Consider the following 24,702-nt stretch of genomic DNA (forward strand, 5'->3'; position numbering starts at 1 on the left):
ATGAGATGGACATCAAAGACGCATCCATCAGCCGTCGCAACCTGCTTCGCGGTGCGGCAGCCGCAGCGCTGCTGCTGCCGTTCGGCGCCACCCTCGCCTCGTGCGCCGCTCCCGGCGGCGGCGGGGGCGAGAAGGGCCCGGCCGGTGAAGTCACAGCCGACAACCCGTTCGGCGTGGCAGCCAACTCGATGGTCGATGCGGTGATCTTCAACGGCGGCTACGGCATCGACTATGTCGAGAACTCCGCGAAGCTGATGGAGAAGAGCAAGGGCCTGGACGGCGTGACCGTCAAGGTCTCGCCCTCGACGAAGATCGCCACCGAGCTGCAGCCACGGTTCGTCGGCGGCAACCCTCCGGACCTGATCGACAACTCGGGCGCCAACTCGATCGGATGGAACACCATCCTCGATCAGCTCGAAGAGCTCGACGATGTGCTCGAGGCGAACAACACCGACGGCGAGAAGATCGCCGACACGGTGTTCTCCGGCGTGAAGGATCCGGGCACGTTCGACGGCAAGTTCGTCGCCCTCAACTACGTGCTCACGGTCTACGGCATCTGGTACTCCTCGAGCCTCTTCGAGGAGAACGGCTGGTCGGTGCCCACGAGCTGGCAGGACCTGAAGGACCTCGGCGCCAAGGCGAAGGAGCAGGGCAAGTACCTGTTCCTGTGGGGCAAGGAGGCGGCGACCTATTACCAGACGATGGTCATCGACTCGGCCGTCGTGCAGGCCGGCGACGACGTGCGCCTGCCGCTGGAGAACCTCGCCGAGGACGCGTGGTCGCACCCCGTGCTGCAGGACATCCTGAACATCTTCTACGAGCTGATCCAGGCCGGCTACGTCAAGCCCGGCGGTTCGGGCACGCAGTTCACCGAGGCGCAGGCGCAGTGGAGCAACGCACAGGAGGCGCTGCTGTACCCGTCCGGCTCGTGGATCGAGAACGAGATGAAGGATCAGACGGCCGACGGCTTCAAGATGAAGGGCATCTCGGAGCTGCCTCTGGACGGAAACCAGACCACGCCCGCGGGCACGGCGCGCGTCGAGGCGGGCGAGCCGTTCATCGTGCCGTCGAAGGCGAAGAACCCCGAGGGCGGCAAGGAGCTGCTGCGCACCATGCTGTCGAAGGAGGCGGCGACCGACTTCGCCAAGAGCAAGCTCGCGCCGACGGTCGTCAAGGACACCGTCCCCGCCGACGGCTTCGGCTCCACCGCGCTGGTCTCGCAGTCCGAGATCATCGCCGCCGCCGACGGCAACGTGTTCACCATCAAGTCGACGAACCTGTACGGCATGAACAGCGACCAGCTGCCGATCTGGAACTCGTTCCTGGACGGAAAGATGGACGTCGCCACGCTCACCACGCAGCTGCAGGCCCTGGTCGACAAGGTGCGGGAGGACGACTCCATCAAGAAGATCGAGATCAAGTGACCACTGCTCCCGGTGTCGACGCGGCGCTGGACACCGTCGCCGTGACGGCGGCCCGGGCGGGGCGGCGCAAGCCGCCCCGCCTCGGGCGGCGCCCGCTGACCTTCGACTACATCTCCTTCCTGCTGGTGTTCCTCGGCCTGCCGGTCGCGGTGTTCCTGATCTTCGTGATCTCGCCGTTCGTGCAGGCCGTGTACTACTCGATGACCAACTGGACGGGCTTCACGCCCGAGATGGACTTCATCGGGGCGAAGAACTTCGTGAAGCTCTTCGCCGACGCGACCTTCATGCAGGCGATGGGCAACAACATCCTGCTCGCCATCGTGCTGCCGCTGATCACGCTCACGATCGCGCTCGTCTTCGCGAGCATGATCACCATCGGCGGCCCGAGCAGCGGTCAGGTGCGCGGGCTGCGCGCGTCCAGCTTCTACCGGGTGGTGTCGTTCTTCCCGTACGTCATCCCCGCGATCGTCATCGGCATCCTGTGGAGCATGATCTACACCCCCAGCGGCCTGCTGAACGGCCTGCTCGGGGCGGCCGGGATCGACATGAACGACTTCGCCTGGCTGGGCGATGAGCGCACCGCGATGGGTGCCTCCATCTTCGTCATGGCGTGGGGCATGATCGGCTTCTACATGGTGCTGTTCATCGCGGCGATCAAGGGCGTGCCCGCCGAGATCTACGAGGCGGCGCGCATCGACGGCGCGGGCCGGTTCCGCACGACCGTGTCGATCACGCTGCCGCTCATCCGCGACAACGTGCAGACCGCCTACATCTACCTCGGCATCATGGCGCTGGACGCCTACGTCTACATGGTGGCGCTGAACGCGACCGGCGGGCCGGGCAACAGCACCCTCGTGATGAGCCAGTACCTGTTCCGCACGGCCTTCGAGAAGGGCCAGTTCGGCCTCGCCAGCGCCATGGGCGTGGTGCTGGCCGTGATCACACTCATCTTCGCCGCGGCGGTGTTCCTCGTGAACCGTCTCACCGGCGGCAAGGACGACGGAGGCCGAGCATGAGCCAGCAGACCCGGACCCTGATCGCCGTCGACCCCCGACGCGCGCGCCGCGAGGGCGGCGTCGACCGCAAGGCCAGGTCGACCCCGGGGGATCGCGTCGTCGGCGCGGTGTCGCACGTCGTGCTGACCATCTGGGCGATCGTGGTGATCCTGCCCATGCTGTGGACCCTGCTGAGCTCGTTCAAGTCCACGAGGGAGATCTTCGCGTCCCCGTTCGGGCTGCCCGCGCAGTGGAACCTCGACAACTACGCCTCCGCCTGGGGCAAGTACAACTTCGGGCAGATGTTCCTGAACACGGTCATCGTCGTGGGTGCCGCTCTCATCCTGGTGATGCTGCTGGGCGCCATGTGCGCCTACGTGCTCGCCCGCTTCTCGGTACCGGGCAGCCGCGTGATCTACTACCTGATGCTGGCGGGACTCACCTTCCCGGTGTTCCTCGCCATCGTGCCGCTGTTCTTCATCCTGCAGGGCATGGGCCTGCTGAACACGCTGCCGGGGCTGATCCTCACCTACGTGGCCTTCGCGCTGCCGTTCACGGTCTTCTTCCTGTTCTCGTTCTTCAAGTCCCTGCCGTACGAGATCCAGGAGGCGGCGTACGTCGACGGAGCCAGCGAATGGCGCACCTTCTTCCAGGTGATGCTGCCGATGGCGAAGCCCGGACTCGCCGCGGTGGCGATCCTGAACTTCCTCGGCCTCTGGAACCAGTTCCTGCTGCCCGTCGCGCTGAACACCGATCAGGCGAAGTACGTCCTCTCGCAGGGCATGGCGGCGTTCGCGTCCGCCGCGGGATACGCCGTGGACTTCGGCGCGCTGTTCGCCGCCGTGATCATCACGATCGCCCCTGTACTGCTGGTGTACATCTTCTTCCAGCGTCAGCTGCAGGGCTCCGTCACCCAGGGGACGTCCAAGTAGCCGGCATCCGTCGCTTACGCTCTTCTCATGACCCTGCACTCGCCGACCCGACGGCGTCGCACGGCCCTCGCGCTCGGAGGCGCCCTCGCGGTCGCGCTCGCCGTCACCCTCGGCATCACTCGTCCCTGGCTGCCGCCCGCGGAGACCGCTCCGGTCGCCGCGGCCGAGAACGGCGTCTCGCCGGTGGCTCTGACGCTCCCCGACGATCCCGAGGTGCTCGTCTTCGGCGACTCGTGGACCTACGGGTCGGCGGCGACCGTCCCGACGAACGGCTACGCGTATCGTCTCGCCCGGCTCATCCCCGGCGACACGGTGGTGCGCGGGGTGCGCGGCAGCGGTTACCAGCGCCCAGGGCTCGATGGGCCGGACTTCCTCACCCGGGTCGCCGAGCTGGAGTCGTGGATCGACCCCGATCTGATCATCCTGCAGGGATCGATCAACGACCGTCTGTCGGACGCGGCCGCATACCCCGCCGCGGTGAACGCGGTGTGGGATGCCGTGGTCGCCCGGTATCCGGACGTGCCCATCGTCATCCTCGGACCTGCGCCGCACGAGCTGCCGGTCGGTGCGTCGACGGCGCGCATCGACCGCGACCTCGCCGATCTCGCGGCGACGCGCGGCTGGCGCTACATCTCCCCCGTGCAGGAGGAGTGGATCACCGAGGCGAACTACCGGCAGCTGATCGATGTCGGCGCCGGGCGCAAGCATCCCTCCGATGCCGGTCACGCCTACCTCGCCGAGAGGGTCGCCGCGGCGCTCGAGCGCTTCCGCACCGCCCCGGTGACCGCGGCCGACGAGGTCAAGCCGAAGCCGGCGAAGTAGTCAGCCGGCCACGGGGTACTCGACCGTGCCGTCCCTGGGCTCCGCGCCCGGCGTCAGCGTCGCCTCCGCCACCCGGCCGTCCGGCATCAGATGGCCCACGGCGACACCGCGCGCCAGCAGATGATCGGCGATGATCCGCCGGTGGCAGCGCCACCAGACCGCCTCCGAGCACATCACCGCCGCTGCCCCGGCGACGTCCTCCGCGACGGCCAGCAGCTCATCGACGCCCTCGGCGAACTCGCCGCTCAGCGCGTAGTCGGCGTAGTTGTGGAAGCTGCGGTTGCGCCACATCCCGTTGACCTCGTCGGGGACATCGCGCTGCAGGTTCCGGCGTCCACCCAGCTGCTCGATGCGCAGATACCGGATGTCCTGCTCGGGCAGCGAGGCGGCGAGGGCATCGGCGTTGAACCACGGGTACCGGTTCGAGCCGGGCAGGCGGCGCACGTCGATCACCGCACCCACATCGGCCGCGCGCAGCAGACCGGTGAACTCCTCGAGAGGGTGGGTGGAGTGGCCGACGGTGAGGATCATCGCTCAGTCGTCGAGCAGGGTCAGCGCGCTGCCCTTGTGCGCCGCGATGTGGTCGGTCCTGTCGCTCTTGATCTCGTACTGCGGCTCGTCGTCGCTGGCGCGTCGCGTGCGGCCCTTGAACTCGAAGTCCGCGGTGTGCACCGTGGTGATGCGCCCGCGCACCCGCCCCGCCTCGGAGTTCCAGCTGACGTGGTCCCCGACCCTGTACCGTCTCGTCATCGCAGCGCTCCTCTCGCGATTCCGCAGCCGGAGACGAGAGAAGACCGCCCGGTGGACGGTCTTCTTCTGATACGTGCCCCCGACAGGAATCGAACCTGCGACCTACGGTACCGGAAACCGGCGCTCTATCCGCTGAGCTACGGAGGCGTACCGGACGAGCCTACCAGCTGCGGGATGAGCGGAATGCACGCACCCGCGACCGGCGGCGCCGGCACCGCGCGGCACCCGGCCCCCCGGGAATGCTCACACGAGGAAGAACGGCAGCAGACCCGGGTTGTGCGCGTGCACGAGCACCGCGAACACGACGGCGTCGAAGAGCAGGTGCACGGTGACGACGTACGCGAGCGAGTGCGTGCGCAGGAAGATCCAGCCCTGCAGCAGCGCGAACGGGATGGTGAGCACCGGCCCCCAGGCCCGGTACCCCAGCTCCCACAGGAACGACACGAACACGATCATCTGCAGCACGTTCGCGCTCAGCGCCGACATGTGCCGGCGCAGCAGCGCGAAGACGGTGCAGATGAAGAACAGCTCGTCCCAGATGCCGACCGCGCCGACCCCGACGAACAGCCGAGCGATCAGGTCGGGCGAGTCGACCACCGGCCAGTTCTGATAGACGCCGCTGGTGATGAAGTAGTACGGCAGGATCAGCCAGCCGAGCACGAGCACCGCGACCAGCCACGCCCACTGCCACAGCGCCCAGCGCCTGCCCGTGCGCCACGGGAACGAGATCGCGCGGTCGCCGAACGCGAACCGCGACAGCAGATACGGCACGAGCACGGCTCCGCCGAGCGCGAGCGTGAATCGCAGCATCGCGAGATTGTCGAGCTTCGCCTCGAGTGAGATGGCGTGCACGATGAGCATGCCGATGCCGATCAGCGCCAGGTCCCTGGTCAGCGACGGCGCACCCTGCTCGCCTGCATCCCGGTCGCGATGATGCCGTACGAGGACGGCGCCGCGCTCGAGCAGAGCCGCTGTGCCGACACCTGCGGCCAGCAGCAGCCATCCGACCCACGTCCAGCCGAGCACGAAGAACGCCGGAGCGGCCGCGCAGACCAGAGCGGCCGGAGGGATGCTGCGCCAGCCGGTCGTCGTCACACCCGCGACACCCGACGATAGGTCAGGTCGCGGATCTCGCGCCCCTTGGCGATGCCCTTGCGCTCGAAGGCTGTCATGACGCGGCCCTCGAAGCGCTCGGCCCAGTCGCCGTCGAACGCGCGCTCGAACTCGGGCGCATCGTCGAGCACCTCGCGCATCTGCAGGGCGTAGTCCTCCCAGTCGGTGGCCAGGCGCAGCAGACCCCCGTCCGCGATCGCACGCCCGGCGGTCGCCGGGAAACCGGGGCGGATCAGACGTCGCTTGGTGTGGCGCTTCTTGTGCCAGGGGTCGGAGAAGAAGATCCACACCTCGGAGGCCGACCCCTCGGGCAGATATGTCGAGAGCACCTCGGGAGCGTTCGCCTCGATCAGGCGCAGGTTGCGCACGTCGACGGCTGCGGCGTCGAGCATGGTGCGTGCCAGGCCGGCCCGGAAGACCTCGACGGCGAGGAAGTCGGTGTGCGGCGTGGCAGACGCGGCGGCGACGATGGCATGACCCTGGCCGGAGCCGATCTCGACGATGAGCGGCGCTTCGCGACCGTACTCGGCCGCGACATCGAGCCGCGCCTCGGGATGCACCGAGGTGAAGGCGACATCGCGGGGGACATCGAGCAGATAGAACGGCGCGTGCTCCTCGAATGCCCGCTCCTGCGCCTCCGACATGCGGCCGCTGCGCCGCACGAACGAGACGGGCTCATCGCGGAAGGTCCGGGGCTCAGGCATCCCTCGAGGATACCGGGGACCCGTGCCCTCCCCCACCGGGACACCCCTCGACCGGCCGCTCACGGCGCGGGCGCCGTCACGAAGTCGATGAGCTCCTCGACCCGGCCGAGCAGTGCCGGCTCGAGGTCTCGGTAGGTGGTGACGCGCCCGAGGATCCGCTTCCAGGCGTGCGCGATGTCCGTCTGGTCGTCTGCCGGCCAGCCGAAGGCACGGCAGATGCCCGTCTTCCAGTCGGTGCCGCGCGGGACCTCGGGCCAGGAGCGGATGCCCATGGCCGCCGGGGTCACGCACTGCCACACATCGATGTACGGGTGGCCCACGATCTTCAGGTGCCGACCGTGCGGGCCGCGCATGATCTGCTCGACGATGCGCGTCTCCTTCGAACCGGGCACCAGATGATCGACCAGCACGCCGTAGCGCCGGGTGGCGGACGGCGGCGAGTCCGCGAGCAGCTCGTCCAGCAGGTCGAGGCCCCTCAGGTATTCGACGACGACGCCCTCCACTCGCAGATCCGCTCCCCAGACCTTCTCGACGAGCTCCGCGTCGTGACGCCCCTCGACGAGGATGCGGCTGGGCAGCGCCACCCTGGCCCGATCGTCGGCGACGGCGAAGGATCCGGATGCCGTTCGCCGAGGCCCCGACTGCTTCACCTTCGGAACGACGAGCTTCACCGGCTTGCCGTCGATCATGAACCCGCCGCCCAGCGGGAAGCTGCGCCGACGTCCCTTCCAGTCCTCGAGCTCGACCATGCCGGCCTCGACCCGGGTGACCGCGCCGCAGTAGCCGTCCTGTGCGACCTCGACGACGAGATCCCTCTCTGCCGCGACCTCGGTCGTCTTGGCGAAACCGCGCTGGGGCCACCCGCCGGCGAGCACGTCGGAACCGTACATGTCGTCCATGCCTCCCAGCGTATGCGTCTGCGCTGAGGGCGAACGGCGAACCCGCCGTGGATGCTGTCGCCTGTCGTGCCCAGTGCATAGACTCGTGCCATGGTGCACGCCTGCCGGCCGGAGGGAACTCTATGACGAATCGGTGGCGGACCGCGGCCGCGGTCCTGCTCGGTGTTCTGCTGGGGGCGCTGACGCTGAGCACGGCCTCCGCGACCGACCCGGGCGAGCTCGACGGGCAGATCACCGATCGCAGCGGCGTCATCTCCACCTCTGATCGAGCGGATGCCGAGGCCACCCTCGACAGGCTTCGCGACGAGGCCGGCATCGACCTCTTCTTCGTGATGGTCCCGCAGTACACCTCGCCCGCGGATCCTGCCGAGTGGACCACCCGAACGGCGAAGGGCAACGGCTTCAGCGACACCCAGTACCTCATCTCGGTGTCGACCGAGGGGCGCAACTACACGATGTACCGCCCGGACGCAGGGCAGATGAGCGTCGAGCAGCGCGATGAGATCCTCGCCGCGATGCGACCGGATCTGTCGAACAGCGACTTCAGCGGCGCCGTGGTCGCCGGCGCCGACAAGGCCTACGACATCTATGTGCTCGAGCCCCGGCGCGCGGCCGAGCAGCAGCAGCGCGCCGCCGAGACCGCCGCACGCGCAGCGGTCGTCGTCGGGATCGTCGTGGTGATCATCGTCGTGATCGTCGTCGCCCTGCTGCTCGTGCGCCGTGCCCGCAAGCGCGCCGCGGACAGGGCGGCGAAGCAGGCGCAGCTGGCCGAGCTCGGCAGGCAGGCGAACATCGCGCTGGTGCGCACCGACGACCTCGTGCGCACCAGCGAGCAGGAGATGGAGTACGCCAGGGCGCAGTTCGGTGACGAGGTGATCGGGCCCTTCCTGCTCGCTCTGCGGACGTCGCGCACCAACCTCGACGAGGCGTTCTCGCTGCAGCAGAAGCTGGACGACGAGATCCCCGACTCCGACGAGCAGCGCATCGAATGGAACCAGCGCATCCTGCAGCTGTGCTCGGATTCGACGCAGGTGCTGGAGGAGCGCAAGACCGAGTTCGACGAGCTGCGTGAGCTCGAGCAGAACGCTCCTGCCGCTCTCGAGAACGTGCGCCGTCTGCGCGCGGCCGCCGGTGCGGAGATCGAACGCGCCGACCGCATCCTCGCCGACCTCGCCGCGGTCTACGCGCCCTCCGCGATCTCACCCGTCGTCGGCAACACAGCAGAGGCCCGCTCGCGGATGGCTTTCACCGACGAGCGCATCCGGGAGGCCGACGCGCTGATCGCTGCGGGCGAGACCGGCGACGCCGCGGTCGCCGTGCGCGCGGCAGAAGGCGCCGTGCAGCAGGCCACCCAGCTCGAGGACGCGATCGAGAAGCTGCAGAGCGACCTGCAGGCGGCGGACGAACGTGCCGGGGCGCTGGTGTCGGAGCTGAACGCCGACGTGCAGACCGCTCGTTCCCTCCCCGACCCCCAGGGCGGCATCGCTCAGGCCGTCGCGGCGACGCTCCAGGGCATCCAGCAGGCTCAGGCGATGCTGGCGCCCTCCGGACGCGATCCTCTCGACGCGCTGCGGGTGCTGGAGGCGGCGAACACGTCGATCGACGCGGTGATCCAGCACGGCCGCGACGAGCAGGCCAGGATCGCCCGGGCGGTGAGCATGCTCGGCGACGCGGTCCGGCGGGCGGAGGTGCAGATCTCCACCGCGGAGAGCTTCATCCTCAATCGTCGCGGATCGATCTCGTCGACCGCCCGCACCCGGCTCGCCGAAGCACAGGCGACGCTCGACCAGGCGAGATCGGTCGCTCGAGTCGATCCGGTCGGCGCGCTCGCACTCGGGCAGCGGGCGGATGCCCTGGCATCGGAGGCCATCCGGATCGCGCAGAGCGACTACTCGGGGTTCACCGGCGGCGGCGGTCGAGGCGGCGACACGCTCGGCGCGCTCCTCGGCGGCATCCTCATCGGCCAGGCCACCGGCGGTCACCACGGCGGCGGCTGGGGCTCCGGAGGCGGCGGCTGGAGCTCGGGCGGCAGCGGCGGCGGCGGATTCTTCGGCGGCGGCGGCGGAGGCGGCGGCTTCTCGGTCGGCGGCTTCGGCGGCAGCTCCGGCAGCAGCGGCGGCGGCGGGGCGTTCTGACGACTTCCCGAGTCCACCTCCTTCTACGACCAACGACCACGACAACCTGAGAAAGCAAAGGAATGAACATGGCAAAGGAATCCATCTTCGGACGCATCTCGACCCTCCTCCGCGCGAACATCAACTCGCTCCTCGACCAGGCCGAGGATCCGCAGAAGATGATCGACCAGCTGGTGCGGGACTACAGCAACAACATCGCCGACGCCGAGTCCGCGATCGCCGAGACGATCGGCAACCTGCGACTGCTGGAACGCGACCACGAAGAGGATGTGCGTGCGGCGCGCGAGTGGGGCAACAAGGCCCTCGCCGCCAGCCGCAAGGCCGACGAGCTGCGTGCCGCGGGCAACACCACCGACGCGGACAAGTTCGACAGCCTCGCCAAGATCGCACTGCAGCGCCAGATCGGCGAGGAGCGCGACGCGCAGGCCGCCGAGCCGCAGATCGCCGCCCAGACCGAGATCGTCGAGAAGCTCAAGAGCGGGCTGAACGGCATGAAGGACAAGCTCGGGCAGCTCAAGACGAAGCGCAGCGAGCTGCTTGCCCGCGCGAAGGTCGCCGAAGCGCAGACGAAGGTGCAGGATGCCATCGGCTCGATCAACGTGCTCGACCCCACCAGCGAGCTCGGCCGCTTCGAAGACAAGATCCGCCGCCAGGAGGCCCTCGCACAGGGCAAGGCCGAGATCGCGGCCTCCTCGCTCGACGCGCAGTTCGAGAGCCTCGAAGACCTCGGCGAGCTGACCGAGGTCGAGGCCCGTCTGGCCGAGCTCAAGTCCGGCGGCCCCCCACGTGCCGCCCTCGAAGCAGAGTGATCACCGGGGTGGATGCCGCACACCGGCATCCACCCTGCCTTCTCCCCTCGGAGAGACCATGACCCGTTTCCTGATCGTCCCGCAGTGGCAGGGCTCGCCGTCGACCCGCGCCATGCTGCTCATCGACGGCGCCGCCGCGATCGCCGGCGACCTGCCGCGTCGCGACACGACCACGCTGGACGTGCCGCTCGAGGCCGGCGACTCGCTCGGCACCGGCATCCGTCGCCTCAGCGCTCTGCTGCGCACCCGCGAGCTCGTCGCAGAGCAGCTGGCCGCCACCGACGAGCACACCGTGGTGGTCGGCGGTGACTGCAGCGTGAGCGCCTTCGCCCTGTCGGCGATCGACACCTCGGATCTCGCGGTGCTGTGGTGCGACGCGCACCCCGACCTGAACGATGCGCCGACGTCGCCGTCCGGCGCATTCGCCGGCATGGCGCTGCGGGCGGTGATGGGCGAGGGCGAGCCGCAGCTCGCCCTGTCGCCTGGCATCCCCGCCGAGCGCATCATCCTGCTCGGCGCTCGCTCCATCGACGACACCGAGCGGGATGCCCTCGACCGGGTCACCCTGCTCGACCCCGGAAGCCTGGGGGATCCGAGCGCCGTCTCCGCGGCGGTGCGCGCGACGGGTGCGCGGCGGGTGTGGGTGCACATCGACGTCGACGTGCTCGACCCCGCGGAGTTCGAAGGCGTATCCGAAGCCGCACCGTTCGGCGTGACTGCCGCCGATCTGGCCGCCGCGCTGCGGCGGCTGCGCGAGGAGGTGCCCATCGCCGGCGCGACCATCGCCGGTTTCGCACCGCGCAGTCCGGCCGACGCCGTGCTCGATCTCGGTGCGATCCTTCGTCTGATCGGCGCGGTGGCATGACGACCTCGTGGCGCGCCGACGCGGATCGGGCACTCGAGCGCGGGCGTCGCATCGACCGGCTGCTGCCGAGCCTGCTGCTGGACTCGCCGATCAGCGGTCTCGGCTACGCCTGGGGCACCGCCGTCGGGTGGGTGTGGGGTTCGCTGTGGAGCACGGGACGGGTGCAGCGCCGGGAGGGGCTCTGGGTGTTCCGCGGCCTGCCGGCCTGGGCCTTCGCGCGAGGCGGCGTCTGCGTGGGCGGATGCTTCCTCACCGGCGACCGCGACCCGTCGGACGCGGTGCTCAGGCACGAGGCCGTGCACAAGCGCCAGTGGCGCCGATACGGGTTCCTGATGCCCGTGCTCTACCTGCTCGCAGGGCGCAACCCGCTTCGCAACAGGTTCGAGATCGAAGCGGGCCTCGAGGACGGCGGCTACGTTCCGCGTGCGCGCGGGACAGGTCAGTCGGAGAAGAGACCGTAGCGCGACGGGGCGTGGATCGCCTCCGCGGGCACGTCGCGGACATTCGTCAGGTGGTCGACGATGTCGACGGTGCTCAGCCAGCCGCCGAGCAGGATGACCTCGGTGCGCAGGCCGGCACCGGATTCGTCGCAGAGCATCTCGTCCGCCCACGCGATCGCGGCGCGACGGAGGGCCTCCCCTGTCGCGCGCGGCCGGGCACCTCTGCGGGTGCGCGCGAGCCAGGTCACGGTCATCCGCGGCGGCGCCGTGATCACACCGATGTCAGAGGCCTCGGGCACCTCGATGAAGACGCGTCCGACCGCGCACATCGGCAGCGTGGCAAGGGCGAGCTCGAGGTCGGCGAGCGAGTACTCATCGGCCGTGATCAGGTGCTGGACCTGCGGTCGACGGGATGCCCGGCGTGCGGCGCGGCTGCCTGCGTGCGTCTGCGTGGTGCCCATGATGGATTCACTTTACCACCGATGTAGGGTTGCCTAACCTCAGTCCACGAACGGTCACTCGAGAAGAGCATTCGCGAGCGCGTGCAGCTCGTCGTCGCTCATACCCGCATCGCGGAGATAGGCGGCCGCAGATCCGTAGCGCTCGTCGATCTCGTTAAGCAGCGCCGCCATCACGGGAGCGGGCGACTCGGTCGCGAGCTGCACGGCATTCGTCGCGTCCGGCAGGTGCGCCCGCAGGTACTGCACGACCGCCCGGTTCCGCTCGCGAGGCAGCAGGGAGGCCGTGAGCGCGTAGTCGGCGATCACGGCATCCCGATCTGCACCGACCGCGCTGAGCGCCAGGGCGACGGTCACGCCGGTGCGATCCTTGCCGACGGTGCAGTGCACGAGCGTCGGCTCGCCGGCGGCGATGACGCGTACCGCGTCGACGAGCCGGGGCGCGGACTCGTCGATCAGGTGACGGTACATCGCGGCGAGGTCCATGTTCAGCGCGAAGAACGATCCGACCGATCCGAGGAACAGCGGGATGCGGGTGACAGGCACCCCGGCGAGCGCAGACGGCTCGCGCTCGACCTCGGCGTCGTCCCTGAGATCCACGACATGTCGCACACGCTGCGCGAGCACCTCCCGACCGTCGGCCGTGAGGTGTGCGAGGTGGCCGGAGCGCAGAAGCATTCCGGAGCGCACCCGCGAGGAGCCGGCGACGATGCCGCCGACGTCGCGGAGGTTCGCCACGCCGCCCACCTCGAGCGCACTCATGTGCGCACTCCGGTCAGGGGCATTCTCATCCCTCCAGCCTACGCGCGGCGCGCACGGGCGACGGAAACCGCCCGAATGCAATCCGCCCAGTTAAATTCGCTCAGACTGAGCAATCAGCAGTCTGATGAAGACCTAAGTCATGCACAATGATCCGGCATTTCTCCGAGGCGGCGCCGCAAGAGCAGAATATGGCCGTGGTCCAAGACACCAGCGAGTTCCGCTATCTGCCCGCCCAGGCGCAGACCCTCGGCACCGACGTGCCCCACGCCGAGCGTATCGCGATCACCCTTCCCGACGGACGGGTTCTCAGCGCTCTGCGATTCGGCCTCGGCGACCCCGAGGTGACGCTGCTGCACGGCGCCGGCCTGAACGCGCACACCTGGGACGCGGTCGCGCTGCTGCTCGGCCGCCCGGCGATCGCGATCGATCTCGCCGGTCACGGCGACTCGTCGTGGCGCGACGACCTCGACTACTCCCCCGCCGTGCTCGCCGACGACGTGGCTCACGCTCTCGCTCACTGGGCACCGCGCCCGCAGATCCTCGTCGGCCACTCGCTGGGCGGGCTCACCGCCCAGGTGGTGGCAGCCCAGCATCCGGAGCGGGTGCGCGAGCTGGTGCTGGTCGACATCGTGCCCGGCCTCGACACCGATGCGGCGCCGGCGGTGCTGCGCGACTTCTACGCGGTCACCGACTTCGCCTCGCGCGACGAGGCGGTCGACCGCGCTCAGGCGTTCGGCTTCGGCGGCAGCCGAGCCGACACCGAACGCGGGGTCTTCTTCAACACGCGTGTGCGCGATGACGGTCGCGTGGAGTGGAAGCATCACTTCTCGCGGATCATCGCATCGGCGTTCAACTCGCTGAAGAATGAGCAGGCGGCATCCGGTGGCGCGCGGTGGACGCAGCTCGCCGCCGTCGCCGCCCCCGTCACCCTCGTGCGCGGTGAGCGCGGCTTCCTGGGCGACGCCGATGTCGCCGCCTTCCGGAAGCACCTTCCCGCAGCCGCCGTCATCACCGTGGACGCCGGACACAACGTCCAGGAGACGGCCCCCGATTCACTCGCCGCCATCGTGACCGGCGCTCTGACCAGCGAGACGCGCTGACCGCGCCCCGCACCACTTCGAGAGGACGACCCTTGTCTGCTTCCCCCACCAGGCGCACCGCCGGATCGGCCGCGCTCGGCCTCCTCGCCGCCGGCGTCTTCGCGCTCAGCGCCTGCACGCCGGCCGCGGAGCCGACGCCGACGGCCTCCGCTCCGGCCGACCCCGACGCGACCCTCACCGTCGGACTCGTGCTCGAGCCGACCAACCTCGACATCCGGCACACCAGCGGCGCCGCCCTCGAGCAGGTGCTCGTGGACAACATCTACGAGGGGCTCGTCACCCGCACGCAGGAGAACGACATCGAGGAGCGCCTGGCGAGCGCGTACGAGGTGTCGGCCGACGGGCTGACCTACGATTTCACCCTCAACGAGGGCGTCACCTTCCACGACGGCACCCCGCTCACCTCGGCCGACGTGGTCGCCTCGTACGAGACGACCAGGACGGATGCCAGTGTGCAGGGCAACGCCGAGTTCGCCGGCGTCGCCTCGATCGAGGCTCCCGACGCGCAGACGGTGAGGATCACCCTCACGCAGCCCGACCAGAACTTCCTCTTCACCCTCACCGGCCCCGCCGGTCTCGTGTTCAAGAACGGCGACACGACCGATCTGAAGAACGACGAGAACGGCACGGGGCCGTTCGTGCTCGATCGCTGGGCCAAGGGCAGCGCCATCACCTTCGACAGGTACGACGAGTACTGGGGAGACAAGGCGACGATCGGCGAAGTCGTGTTCGAGTACATCCCGGACTTCACCGCCGGGGTCAATGCGGCACTGGACGGCACGCTCGACGTGCTCACCGCCGTCGACCCGAACCTCGTCTCGCAGCTCGAGGACACCGGCGACTTCACGATCACGACCGGTCGCACCACCGACAAGGCGACCCTCGCCTTCAACAACCGCAAGGCCCCCCTCGATGACGTGAGGGTGCGCGAGGCGCTGCGCCTCGCCGTCGACCACGAGGCGCTGGTCGAGGCGATCGGCGCCGGTCAGACGCTCTACGGGCCGATCCCCGAGCTCGACCCGGGGTACGAGGACCTCAGCGACGTGGCACCCTACGATCCCGCGCGGGCGAAGACGCTTCTGAAGGAGGCGGGTCACGAGAAGCTCGACCTCACCCTCACCATCCCGTCGTTCTACGGCACGACGGCTGCTCAGGTGCTCGTGTCCGACTACGCGAAGGTGGGCGTGTCGCTCGAGGTGAAGCGCGTCGAATTCCCGACGTGGCTCGAGGACGTGTACACGAACCACGACTACGAGCTCAGCTTCGTGCTGCACGTGGAGCCGCGTGACTTCGTGAACTTCGCCAATCCCGACTACTACTTCGGATACGACGACGCCGAGGTGCAGAAGCTGTACGCGCAGTCGCAGACGGAGACCGACCCGAAGAAGTCCGCGGAGCTGCTGAAGAAGGCTGCGCGCATCGTCTCGGAGGACCACGCGGCCGACTGGCTGTACAACGGCGCCACGCTCACCGCGCACACCGCCGCCGTGTCGGGCTTCCCGACCGACTCGATCAACTCGCGCATCGACCTCGCCGGCGTGACGAAGTCCGCGGAGTGATCCGCTACGCGCTCACTCGGGGGGTCCTGCTGATCGCAGGGCTCCTCGTGTCGAGCGCGATCATCTTCCTCACCCTGCGGGTGTTCCCCGGGGATGTCGCGCAGCTCATCGCGGGCACTCAGGCCGACCCGCAGACCGTCGAGGCGCTGCGCGAATCCCTCGGCCTGAACAAGCCGCTGCTCGCGCAGTACAGCGACTGGATCGCGGGCATCCTGCGCGGCGATCTCGGCGTCTCGCAGCTCAGCGGCGCCTCGGTCGGGGCCGAGCTCGTCGAGAAGTCGCGCGTGACCATCCCCCTCGGCCTGATGGCCCTGTCGATCGCCCTGCTCATCGCGGTGCCGTTCGGCGTGGCATCCGCCCTGCTGCGCGGGCGGGCGGGCGGAACCGCCCTCAGCTTCGCGGCACAGGCGCTCGCCGCCGTTCCCGTGATCTGGGCCGGGATGATGCTGGTCGTCGTCTTCGCACACGGGCTCGACTGGCTGCCCGCGCAGGGCTTCCCCCGCTCCGGATGGGCCACGCCCGCCCAGGCCTTCCAGTCGCTGCTGCTTCCCGCGCTCACGATCGGCATCGTCGAGGGCGCGATGCTCATGCGCTTCGTGCGCAGCGCCACCCTGCAGGCTGCCGGACAGGACTTCGTGCGCACCGCGGCGGCGAAGGGGCTCACCCGCCGTCAGGCGCTCATCCGCCACGGCCTGCCCGCCGTTGGCCTGTCGATCGTCACCGTGCTCGGGGTGCAGGTCGCCGGGATCGTGGTGGGCTCGGTCGTCATCGAGCAGCTGTTCACGCTGCCCGGCATCGGCCGGATGCTCGTAGCCGACGTCGGCACCCGCGACCTGGTCAAGGTGCAGAGCGAGCTGCTGGTGCTCACCGGGTTCGTGCTGATCATCGGGTTCGTCGTCGATCTCGTGCACCGTGCGGTCGATCCGAGACAGAGAGCGGAGGAGAGCTGATGCCCCGCTGGCTGCGTACGCTGCTGTCGTCGTGGACGGGCAGGTTCGCCGTGCTCGTCGTGAGCGCGATCGCGCTGACCGCGGCCGTCTCGGTGTTCTGGACGCCGTTCGACCCGATGCTCTCCGACGTGCGCGGGCGCTGGGCGCCGCCCGGCTGGCCGCACCTGCTCGGCACCGACGGCACCGGCCGGGACATCCTCAGCCTGATCATGGCGGGCGCCCGCACGACGGCCTTCGTCGCCGTCGGGGCAGGGATCGTCGCCACCCTCGTCGGCGTGTCGCTGGCCGCCCTCGGGGCGCTGACGGCGAGGTGGCTGCGCGAGAGCATCGCGGTGCTGGTCGACATCCTCATCGCCTTCCCCGTGCTGATGATCGCGATGATGATCTCGGCCGTCTGGGGCGGGTCGCTGTGGGTTGTCGTCTTCGCGGTGGGGATCGGGTTCGGCGTGAGCATCGCCCGCGTCACCCGCCCCGAGCTGCGGCGCGTGCAGCAGAGCGATTTCGTGCTCGCGGGCCGGGCATCCGGACTCAGCGCCGGCCAGAATCTGCTGCACCACCTGCTGCCGAACATCGCCCCGGTGTTCATCGTGCAGCTGTCGTGGTCGATGGCGGTCGCCGTGCTCGCCGAGGCGGGACTGTCGTACCTCGGATTCGGCGCGTCGCTCACCGAGGCGTCCTGGGGCACGCTGCTGGCCGATCTGCAGCGCTACATCGGCGTGCATCCGCTCACCGTCGTCTGGCCGGGCCTGGCCATCACCCTCACCGTGCTGGGTCTGAACCTGCTCGGCGACGCGCTGCGCGAGGCGACCGACCCGACGCTCTCACGCCGCTCGGCGCAGCTGCACGTCCCGGAGGTGGTGGCATGACTCTCGAGGTCGAATCGCTGGTCGTCGAGCTCGACGGCAGACGCGTGGTCGACGGCGTCTCGTTCACGGTCGCCGACGGCCGGCGGCTCGGACTGATCGGCGAGTCCGGCTCGGGCAAGTCGGTGACCGCGCTGGCGATCCTCGGGCTGCTGCCCGAGGATGCGCGGGTCAGCGGCAGCATCCGCTGGGACGGCGTCGAGCTGGTCGGGATGCCCGACCGCGATCTCGCCCGCCTGCGCGGCGACGAGATCGGCATGGTCTTCCAGGAGCCGCGCACCGCCCTCAACCCGATCCGCACGGTGGGCAGGCAGATCGCCGAGTCCGTGCGCATCCACGAGAGGATCGGCCGACGTGAGGCGCGCGAGCGTGCCGTCGCCGAAGCGGCCCGGGTGCAGCTGCCCGACCCGGCGTCGATCGTCGACCGGTACCCCCATCAGCTGTCCGGCGGTCAGCGGCAGCGGGTGGCCATCGCGATGGCGCTGGCCTGCCGCCCGCGGCTGCTCATCGCCGACGAGCCCACCACGGCCCTGGACGTGACCATCCAGGCCGAGGTGCTCAAGCTGCTGCTCGGCCTCGTCACCGACCAGGGCATGTCGCTCGTGTTCATCACCCACGACCTCGCCGTGCTCTCCCAGGTCGCGACCGACGCCGTCGTGCTCGAGCACGGTCGGGTCGTCGAGCAGGCGCCCATCTCGACGCTGCTCCGCTCGCCGGCGTCGCCGGTGACCCAGGCGCTGCTGCGCGACGCGACGGCGACGCTGTGGCGAGCGGATGCCCGCGACGAGGAGCCGGGATCATGAGCTCGCCCGCGCACGCCGACCGCGGACTCATCGTCGCCGAGGGTCTCAGCCGCAGCTTTCGGGTGCGACGGCGCACGATGTTCGACCGGCCGCGTACGAGCATCGCCCTGCACCCGACCGATCTCGAGGTCGCCGAGGGCGAATCGCTCGGACTCATCGGCGAATCCGGCTCCGGCAAGTCGACTCTCGTGCGCCTGCTGCTCGCTCTCGACCGTCCGTCGACCGGTCGGGTGCGGGTCGCCGGACGCGACGTCGACGCCTCGGCGAGCGCCAGGTCGCTGCACTGGCTGCGCCGGGACACGGGGCTGGTGTTCCAGGACCCGTACGCATCGCTGGATCCGCGCATGAGCGTCGGGCGGATCATCGGAGAGCCGCTCTGGGCACTCGACATCGCCGGCGACCATCGTGCGCGGGTTCGGGACGTTCTCGTGCAGGTCGGGCTCGACGCCGACATGGCAGACCGGCATCCGCACGAGTTCTCCGGCGGGCAGCGCCAGCGCATCGCCCTGGCACGGGCGATCGTGCACCGACCGCGGATCCTCGTCGGCGACGAGCCGATGTCGGCGCTCGATGTCACTGTGCGCGCGCAGATCCTCGCCCTGCTCTCCCGGCTGCGCGTCGAGGAGGGCCTGACGATGATCACGGTCTCGCACGACATCGGACTCGTGCAGCACCTGAGCGACACCGTCGCGGTCATGAAGGACGGCCGCATCGTGGAACGCGGGACGGTGTCCGCGGTGCTGCAGCACCCGGCGCAGGAGTACACGAAGCGCCTGCTCGCGGCCGTGCCGGTCATCCCGTCGGTGTGACCGGGCCCTTCCCGGCGGCCCGCCCCGTCCGGGAGGTCCGGCGGCGAGTGCACGCGTCGTCTACAGCGCCTTCTGCAGGAAGAGCACGCCCAGCCGCTCCCCGAACTTCTCCCCCACCTCCGTGAGGCGCCCTGCGTCGACGAAGCCCGCCTTGCGGTGCAGTGCGGTCGACGCCTCGGCTCCGCGGTCGGCGATCACGGCGATGACCTGGCGCAGCCCGGCATCCCGGCATCGGTCGAGGAAGACGGCCAGCAGCGCCCAGCCCACTCCCCGGCCGGCCGCCGAGGGCGCGAGATAGATGGAATTCTCGATCGTGAAGCGGTAGGCGGACTTCGCCGACCAGGGAACTCCGAGCGCGTACCCGAGCAGCTCCCCCTCCGCCGTCTCGGCGACGAGGAACGGGATGCCCGCGTCGGCGATCCGAGCGGCCTTGCCCTCCCAGTCCGCGACAGTCGACTCGACCTCATCGAAGGTCACCGTCGACGAGCGCACGTAGTGGTTGTAGATGTCGCGGATCGCCGGCAGATCGGCATCCGCGACCGGACGCACCCGCAGCTCGCTCACGCCTCCCCCGTCACACGCCAGTCGACGGGTCGGGCGCCCAGGGATTCCAGCAGCGCGTTCGCTCGGGAGAACGGTCGGGAGCCGAAGAAGCCCCGGCGCGCCGACAGCGGCGACGGATGCGCGGACTCGACCGTGGGCGTCTGTCCGAGCAGCGGCTTCAGCGCCGCGGCATCCTTCCCCCACAGCACCGCGACCAGGGGCTGCTCGCGGGCGACGAGCGCGCGGATCGCGTGCTCTGTCACCTTCTCCCATCCCCACCCGCGGTGGGATGCCGGTGCGCCGGGGCGCACGGTGAGCACGCGGTTCAGCAGCAGCACGCCCTGGTCGCTCCACGCCGTGAGGTCTCCGTGCGGCGGCGGAGTCAGGCCGAGGTCGTCGGCGCGCTCCCGGTAGATGTTGGCGAGGCTGCGCGGCAGCGGGCGCACGTCGCGGTCGACGGCGAACGACAGGCCGATCGGGTGACCGGGGGTCGGATACGGGTCCTGTCCGGTGATCAGCACCCGCACATCGGCCAGCGGGCGCTGGAAGGCGCGCAGCACGTCGTCCCCTGACGGCAGATAGCCGCGTCCCGCTGCCTGCTCGGCTCGCAACCGGTCGCCCAGCTCGGCGATGAGCGGCTGCACGGGCTCGAGAGCCTGTGCCCAGCCGGGGTCGATCGAGCCGTCCTCGGCGAGCTCGGCGAGCGTGCGGCGCATCAGTCGTCGGTGCGCACGTGCAGCGTGCCGCGTGCCAGCAGATGCTGCGCGGCCTGTGCCAGCGGACGCATCGTGACCAGATCGAGGTTCACCCGCCGCGGCGCGTTCAGCGCGTAGGCGATGAGCTCGGCGACGTCATCCGCGATCAGCGGCTCGGCGACCCCGTCGTAGACCGATTCTGCTGCAGCGACGTCTCCGCCCAGGCGGTTGAGCGCGAACTCCTCGGTGTGCACCATGCCCGGCGCGACCTCGACCACCCGGATCGGCTCGCCGTGCAGCTCCTGGCGCAGCACCTTCACGAGCATCGACTCCGCCGCCTTGGCTGCGTTGTACCCACCGCCGCCCGGGTACGCGCTCTGCGCGGCCGTCGAGGTCACGAACACCGTGTCGGCGTGGCCGTCGGCAGCCGCGGCCCGGCGCAGCAGCGGAAGCAGGCCCGCCACGAGCCGCTGCGTCGTGAGCACGTTGGCGTCGTACATCCACTGCCAGTCGTCGATGGAACCCTGCTCGACGCTGTCGGTGCCTCGAGCGCCGCCGGCCACCTGCACGAGCGCGTGCACGGGACCGGTGCGCTCGAGCTCGGCGACGAGCGCGGCGACGGCATCCGGATCGGTCAGATCGCACGCGATGGTCGATGCGCCGGTCTCGGCTGCCAGCCGCGCAAGGCGCTTCGGCCGCCGCGCGACGCCCACGACCTCCCACCCCTGCGCGCGCAGCACGCGCACGGTCGCCTCTCCGATACCCGAGCTGGCTCCGGTCACCACGGCACGTCTGATCACCATGTCCTCCACCGTATGCGCAACCACGGCCATATCCCGTCATCGCGCTGTGTTACGTAACATTTCCCGTCGGTTGTCGGCCGGCGCGCGGCTTCGTAGTGTCGCTTCCAGGCATCCAGCCGAACGACCCCACGACCCGAACCCTGGGAGCACGTCATGACCGCAGCCGAGAACTGGCGCTTCGAGACCAAGCAGATCCACTCGGGCGCCGCGCCCGACCCGGTCACCAAAGCGCGTGCGACGCCGATCTACCAGACCACCTCGTACGTGTTCGACAACGCCGACCACGCCGCGAACCTGTTCGCGCTGGCCGAGTTCGGCAACATCTACACCCGCATCCAGAACCCGACGCAGGATGTGCTCGAGCAGCGCCTCGCGGCGCTCGAGGGCGGCACCGGAGCCCTCGTGCTCTCGAGCGGCCAGGCGGCATCGACGTTCGCGATCCTGAACATCGCGGAGGCCGGCGACCACTTCGTGGCATCCAGCGCCATCTACGGCGGCACGTACAACCTCTTCAAGTACACCCTCGCCAAGCTGGGCGTCGAGGTCACCTTCGTCGAGAACCAGGACGACCTCGACGAGTGGCGCGCCGCCGTGCGTCCGAACACCAAGCTGTTCTTCGCCGAGACGATCGGCAACCCGAAGATCAACGTGCTCGACATCCGCGGCGTCGCCGACGTCGCCCACGAGCACGACGTGCCGCTGATCGTCGACAACACGATCGCCACCCCGTACCTCATCCGCCCGTTCGAGCACGGCGCCGACATCGTGACGCACTCGGTCACCAAGTTCCTCGGCGGCCACGGCACCACCATCGGCGGAGCGATCATCGACGGCGGCACCTTCGCGTGGTCGCAGCACGTCGACAAGTTCCCCGGCCTCACCGAGCCCGACCCCTCGTACCACGGCGCCTCGTACACGACCGCGGTCGGCGACGGGCTCGCGTACGTCATCAAGGCCCGCGTGCAGCTGCTGCGCGACCTCGGATCGGCGATCTCGCCGCAGAGCGCGTGGAACCTCATCCAGGGCATCGAGACCCTGTCGCTGCGCATCGAGCGCCACGTGCAGAACGCCCAGGAGATCGCCGAGTGGCTCGAGAACCACGACGACGTCGCCTCGGTGAACTACTCGGGTCTGCCCTCCTCGCCCTGGTACGCGAAGGCCAACGAGTACGCCCCCAAGGGCGTCGGCGCGGTGCTGTCGTTCGAGCTGAAGGGCGGTGTCGAGGCCGGTCGCGAGTTCGTGAACAGCCTGAGCCTGTTCAGCCACCTCGCCAACATCGGCGACGTGCGCTCGCTCGTCATCCACCCCGCGTCGACCACGCACTCGCAGCTGTCGCCCGAGCAGCAGCTCTCGGCCGGCGTCACCCCCGGCCTGGTGCGCCTCTCGGTGGGCATCGAGAACATCGACGACCTCAAGGCCGACCTCGACAGCGCGCTGAGCGCCGCGCGTCGCGTCGCGGAGGCCGCTCGCGCCTGAGTCTCTCCGCTGCGCACCCGGATGCCCCGGACCGTTCGGTCCGGGGCATCCGTGCGTGGCAGCGAACCGCCCACCCGTAACCTGCCGCGGGCCGACAGGCGCACAGGTGAGAATGGACGCATGGACTGGCAGACGACCTCAGAGGACACGGTGCCGTCAGCTCCGGTGACCGAGGCCGATGTGCGTCTGCTCCGCGCCCGACCCCCGGCGACCGGCGCCTGGCGCGACGGCGACCCCGCGGGCGGGCGACGGTTCACGTTCCTCGGCGACTTCCGCACCGAGAACGGTCAGCTGCTGCCTGCCACCCGCCTGGCGTGGGAGAGCTGGGGCGAGCTGAACGAGGCGGGCGACAACGCCGTCCTGATCCTGCACGCACTCACCGGCGACAGCCACGCGCGCGGCCCGGCCGGCGCCGGTCACCCCACCGCCGGATGGTGGGAGGACATCGTGGGCCCCGGGTCGGCGATCGACACCGACCGGTGGTTCGTCGTCGCCCCGAACATGCTGGGCGGATGCCAGGGCTCGACGGGACCGGCGAGCATCGCCCCGGACGGTCGGGAATGGGCATCCCGCTTCCCGTATCTCACCATCCGCGACCAGGTCTCGGCGCAGATCGGCCTCGCCGACACCCTCGGCATCGAACGCTGGGCGGCCGTGATCGGCGGCTCGATGGGCGGCATGCATGCGCTGGAGTGGGCGGTGATGCAGCCCGAGCGCGTCGAGCGCCTGGCGGTGCTCTCCTCTCCCCCGGTGACCACCGCAGACCAGCTGGCCCTGAACTTCGTGCAGCTGGAGACCGTGCGGATGGATCCGCGTTTCGCCGGCGGCGAGTATTACGACGCCGCCCTCGGTGAGGGCCCGCACCGCGGCCTCGCGCTGGCGCGGCGGATGGCGCTGCTGAACTACCGCAGCCCCATCGAGCTGAACCAGCGGTTCCAGCGCTCCTGGCAGTCGGATGTGTCGCCTCTCGGACGCGGCGGACGCTTCGCGGTCGAGTCGTACCTGGACTTCCACGGCAACAAGTTCACCCGCCGCTTCGACGCGAACAGCTACATCACCGTCGTCGAGGCGATGAACTCGCATGACATCGGCCGCGACCGCGGTGGGGTCGAGCAGGCGCTGCACACGGTCACCGCGCGCACCCTCGTGCTGGGCATCGACACCGACCGCCTGTTCCCCGTCGACGGACAGCAGCGCATCGCGCGCAGCATCCCGAACCTCATCGACGACGAGGCCGTCGTGCTCACCAGCGACTTCGGACACGACGGCTTCCTCATCGAGACGGATCCGGTCGGCGCGCACCTGGAGCGTCTGCTCGCGTCGTGACCCGACCCGGAACGCCGGTCAGTCGCGTTCGTAGACCCAGGGCAGGTCGCTCATGGTCAGCCGGTGCCGCGCCCCCGGAGCACCCGGCTCGTCCGGATGCTCCTCATCCCCCGCCCACAGAGCACGCATCCCGCGCTCGAGCCGCTGCATCCGCGTCTCGTAGCGCGCGACAGCGCTGACCGCAGCCCAGGCGTCGTTCACGGTGGGGTGCTCCCGCAGCGCATGCAGCGTGACCCATGTCGGCGGGAAGAGCGTGAGCTCCCCCGTCGCGTGCCGCTCGAACGCGCGAGCGGGCGTCATCCAGACCGCCTCCTCGATCTCGCCCGGGTTCGGTCGCAGCCGCTCCCCGCTCTCTCGAGCGAGGAAGAACCAGGTGCGGAACCGCACCGGCGTCTCGGCCGGCGGCACCCAGCGGGAGAGGGTCACCAGATCGCGGATGCCGATGCCGGCCTCCTCGCGGGTCTCGCGCACGGCCGCGCGCAGCGCCGCACCCTCCTCGCCGCCGCCCTCCCGCTCGTCATCGGGGTCGACGCGCCCGCCGGGGAAGACCCAGGCGCCGGGGAACGACCCGGTGGCGGGGCGGCGCAGCAGCAGCACCTCCAGACCGTCCGCACCGTCGCGCAGGACGACGGCCGTGCCGGCGACGCGCATCGTGGCATCCATGCCG

The 24,702-nt window shown here is 69.9% G+C and carries 27 protein-coding genes and 1 tRNA gene; 16 read left to right on the forward strand and 12 right to left on the reverse strand.

All coding sequences use genetic code 11. The features are described 5' to 3' along the window. Positions 1–5 precede the first annotated feature (5 nt). From ngcE to H9633_RS01105, 4 genes are read left to right on the forward strand one after another with little or no spacing between them, the layout of a single operon-like run. Positions 6–1,424, forward strand: coding sequence for an N-acetylglucosamine/diacetylchitobiose ABC transporter substrate-binding protein (gene ngcE / locus H9633_RS01090; RefSeq protein WP_191711788.1), 1,419 nt, complete (start codon positions 6–8; stop codon positions 1,422–1,424). 26 nt (positions 1,425–1,450) lie between these two features. Further along, positions 1,451–2,440 carry a carbohydrate ABC transporter permease gene (locus tag H9633_RS01095; protein ID WP_071641520.1) on the forward strand — a complete coding sequence of 330 codons (990 nt, stop codon included), beginning with the start codon at positions 1,451–1,453 and terminating at the stop codon, positions 2,438–2,440. Continuing rightward, positions 2,437–3,351 (forward strand): carbohydrate ABC transporter permease, encoded by a 915-nt coding sequence (locus H9633_RS01100; protein ID WP_083428609.1) that lies wholly within the window; start codon positions 2,437–2,439, stop codon positions 3,349–3,351. The genes H9633_RS01095 and H9633_RS01100 overlap by 4 nt, the downstream gene beginning before the upstream one ends. 27 nt (positions 3,352–3,378) lie before the next feature. Then, positions 3,379–4,173, forward strand: coding sequence for an SGNH/GDSL hydrolase family protein (locus H9633_RS01105; RefSeq protein WP_191711789.1), 795 nt, complete (start codon positions 3,379–3,381; stop codon positions 4,171–4,173). On the opposite strand, the gene H9633_RS01110 is transcribed toward H9633_RS01105, so the two are convergent. The 6 genes from H9633_RS01110 to H9633_RS01135 form a co-directional block, all read right to left on the reverse strand. Continuing rightward, positions 4,174–4,704, reverse strand: coding sequence for a DUF488 domain-containing protein (locus H9633_RS01110; protein WP_071641385.1), 531 nt, complete (start codon positions 4,702–4,704; stop codon positions 4,174–4,176). It lies immediately after the preceding gene. A gap of 3 nt (positions 4,705–4,707) precedes the next feature. After that, entirely contained in the window at positions 4,708–4,923 is a 216-nt protein-coding gene (locus tag H9633_RS01115; protein ID WP_071641387.1) for a hypervirulence associated TUDOR domain-containing protein, read from the reverse strand. A 74-nt stretch (positions 4,924–4,997) separates the two neighbouring features. Further along, positions 4,998–5,070 (reverse strand) — tRNA-Arg (locus tag H9633_RS01120). Positions 5,071–5,166: 96 nt separating this feature from the next. After that, on the reverse strand, positions 5,167–6,018 hold the full coding sequence (locus H9633_RS01125) for a CPBP family intramembrane glutamic endopeptidase (RefSeq protein ID WP_191711790.1): 852 nt from the start codon (positions 6,016–6,018) through the stop codon (positions 5,167–5,169). Continuing rightward, on the reverse strand, positions 6,015–6,740 hold the full coding sequence (gene trmB / locus H9633_RS01130) for a tRNA (guanosine(46)-N7)-methyltransferase TrmB (RefSeq protein WP_191711791.1): 726 nt from the start codon (positions 6,738–6,740) through the stop codon (positions 6,015–6,017). Before trmB ends, H9633_RS01125 begins: the two co-directional genes overlap by 4 nt. A gap of 59 nt (positions 6,741–6,799) precedes the next feature. Then, positions 6,800–7,639, reverse strand: a complete 840-nt coding sequence (locus H9633_RS01135; protein WP_191711792.1) for a DUF3097 domain-containing protein — start codon at positions 7,637–7,639, stop codon at positions 6,800–6,802. A gap of 122 nt (positions 7,640–7,761) precedes the next feature. Here H9633_RS01135 and H9633_RS01140 point away from each other — a divergent pair, with 122 nt between their 5' ends. From H9633_RS01140 to H9633_RS01155, 4 genes are all read left to right on the forward strand, one after another. Beyond that, entirely contained in the window at positions 7,762–9,774 is a 2,013-nt protein-coding gene (locus H9633_RS01140; RefSeq protein ID WP_191711793.1) for a TPM domain-containing protein, read from the forward strand. Positions 9,775–9,842: 68 nt separating this feature from the next. Beyond that, positions 9,843–10,583 (forward strand): PspA/IM30 family protein, encoded by a 741-nt coding sequence (locus tag H9633_RS01145; RefSeq protein WP_191711794.1) that lies wholly within the window; start codon positions 9,843–9,845, stop codon positions 10,581–10,583. Positions 10,584–10,641: 58 nt separating this feature from the next. Further along, the gene (locus H9633_RS01150; RefSeq protein WP_191711795.1) at positions 10,642–11,448 is read left to right on the forward strand and encodes an arginase family protein; all 807 of its coding nucleotides are present in this window, start codon (positions 10,642–10,644) and stop codon (positions 11,446–11,448) included. Next, positions 11,445–11,909, forward strand: a complete 465-nt coding sequence (locus H9633_RS01155; RefSeq protein WP_071641399.1) for a Fe-S oxidoreductase — start codon at positions 11,445–11,447, stop codon at positions 11,907–11,909. Before H9633_RS01150 ends, H9633_RS01155 begins: the two co-directional genes overlap by 4 nt. Here the strand turns inward: H9633_RS01155 and H9633_RS01160 are convergent. Next, positions 11,888–12,349, reverse strand: coding sequence for an SIP domain-containing protein (locus tag H9633_RS01160; protein ID WP_071641401.1), 462 nt, complete (start codon positions 12,347–12,349; stop codon positions 11,888–11,890). The two genes, H9633_RS01155 and H9633_RS01160, sit on opposite strands and share 22 nt — an antisense overlap. Positions 12,350–12,403: 54 nt before the next feature. Then, positions 12,404–13,108, reverse strand: a complete 705-nt coding sequence (locus tag H9633_RS01165) for a tyrosine-protein phosphatase (RefSeq protein WP_191711796.1) — start codon at positions 13,106–13,108, stop codon at positions 12,404–12,406. Positions 13,109–13,296: 188 nt separating this feature from the next. Here H9633_RS01165 and H9633_RS01170 point away from each other — a divergent pair, with 188 nt between their 5' ends. Genes H9633_RS01170 through H9633_RS01195 form a run of 6 tightly spaced genes read left to right on the forward strand, consistent with a single transcriptional unit; the run spans position 13,297 to position 19,192 of the window. Further along, on the forward strand, positions 13,297–14,208 hold the full coding sequence (locus tag H9633_RS01170) for an alpha/beta fold hydrolase (RefSeq protein ID WP_191711797.1): 912 nt from the start codon (positions 13,297–13,299) through the stop codon (positions 14,206–14,208). A gap of 32 nt (positions 14,209–14,240) precedes the next feature. After that, positions 14,241–15,767: an ABC transporter substrate-binding protein gene (locus H9633_RS01175; protein ID WP_191711798.1), complete on the forward strand. Its 1,527-nt coding sequence runs from the start codon at positions 14,241–14,243 to the stop codon at positions 15,765–15,767. Further along, entirely contained in the window at positions 15,764–16,717 is a 954-nt protein-coding gene (locus tag H9633_RS01180; protein WP_071641408.1) for an ABC transporter permease, read from the forward strand. Before H9633_RS01175 ends, H9633_RS01180 begins: the two co-directional genes overlap by 4 nt. After that, entirely contained in the window at positions 16,717–17,583 is an 867-nt protein-coding gene (locus H9633_RS01185; RefSeq protein WP_191711799.1) for an ABC transporter permease, read from the forward strand. The genes H9633_RS01180 and H9633_RS01185 overlap by 1 nt, the downstream gene beginning before the upstream one ends. Further along, positions 17,580–18,383: an ABC transporter ATP-binding protein gene (locus H9633_RS01190; protein WP_071641412.1), complete on the forward strand. Its 804-nt coding sequence runs from the start codon at positions 17,580–17,582 to the stop codon at positions 18,381–18,383. The genes H9633_RS01185 and H9633_RS01190 overlap by 4 nt, the downstream gene beginning before the upstream one ends. Next, positions 18,380–19,192, forward strand: coding sequence for an ABC transporter ATP-binding protein (locus H9633_RS01195; RefSeq protein ID WP_191711800.1), 813 nt, complete (start codon positions 18,380–18,382; stop codon positions 19,190–19,192). The genes H9633_RS01190 and H9633_RS01195 overlap by 4 nt, the downstream gene beginning before the upstream one ends. A 60-nt stretch (positions 19,193–19,252) precedes the next feature. On the opposite strand, the gene H9633_RS01200 is transcribed toward H9633_RS01195, so the two are convergent. Genes H9633_RS01200 through H9633_RS01210 form a run of 3 tightly spaced genes read right to left on the reverse strand, consistent with a single transcriptional unit; the run spans position 19,253 to position 21,233 of the window. Further along, positions 19,253–19,756, reverse strand: coding sequence for a GNAT family N-acetyltransferase (locus tag H9633_RS01200; protein WP_071641414.1), 504 nt, complete (start codon positions 19,754–19,756; stop codon positions 19,253–19,255). Next, on the reverse strand, positions 19,753–20,451 hold the full coding sequence (locus tag H9633_RS01205) for a uracil-DNA glycosylase (RefSeq protein ID WP_191711801.1): 699 nt from the start codon (positions 20,449–20,451) through the stop codon (positions 19,753–19,755). Before H9633_RS01205 ends, H9633_RS01200 begins: the two co-directional genes overlap by 4 nt. Further along, positions 20,451–21,233: an SDR family oxidoreductase gene (locus tag H9633_RS01210; RefSeq protein WP_191711802.1), complete on the reverse strand. Its 783-nt coding sequence runs from the start codon at positions 21,231–21,233 to the stop codon at positions 20,451–20,453. The genes H9633_RS01205 and H9633_RS01210 overlap by 1 nt, the downstream gene beginning before the upstream one ends. A gap of 153 nt (positions 21,234–21,386) precedes the next feature. Between H9633_RS01210 and H9633_RS01215 the strand changes: the two genes are divergently transcribed. After that, the gene (locus H9633_RS01215; protein WP_191711803.1) at positions 21,387–22,709 is read left to right on the forward strand and encodes a bifunctional o-acetylhomoserine/o-acetylserine sulfhydrylase; all 1,323 of its coding nucleotides are present in this window, start codon (positions 21,387–21,389) and stop codon (positions 22,707–22,709) included. Between the two features lie 120 nt (positions 22,710–22,829). Next, positions 22,830–24,035 (forward strand): homoserine O-acetyltransferase MetX, encoded by a 1,206-nt coding sequence (metX, locus tag H9633_RS01220; protein ID WP_191711804.1) that lies wholly within the window; start codon positions 22,830–22,832, stop codon positions 24,033–24,035. Positions 24,036–24,053: 18 nt separating this feature from the next. On the opposite strand, the gene H9633_RS01225 is transcribed toward metX, so the two are convergent. Beyond that, on the reverse strand, positions 24,054–24,698 hold the full coding sequence (locus H9633_RS01225) for an NUDIX hydrolase (RefSeq protein WP_071641424.1): 645 nt from the start codon (positions 24,696–24,698) through the stop codon (positions 24,054–24,056). Positions 24,699–24,702: the final 4 nt, after the last annotated feature.

Source organism: Microbacterium commune, assembly GCF_014836945.1.
Classification (GTDB): domain Bacteria; phylum Actinomycetota; class Actinomycetes; order Actinomycetales; family Microbacteriaceae; genus Microbacterium; species Microbacterium commune.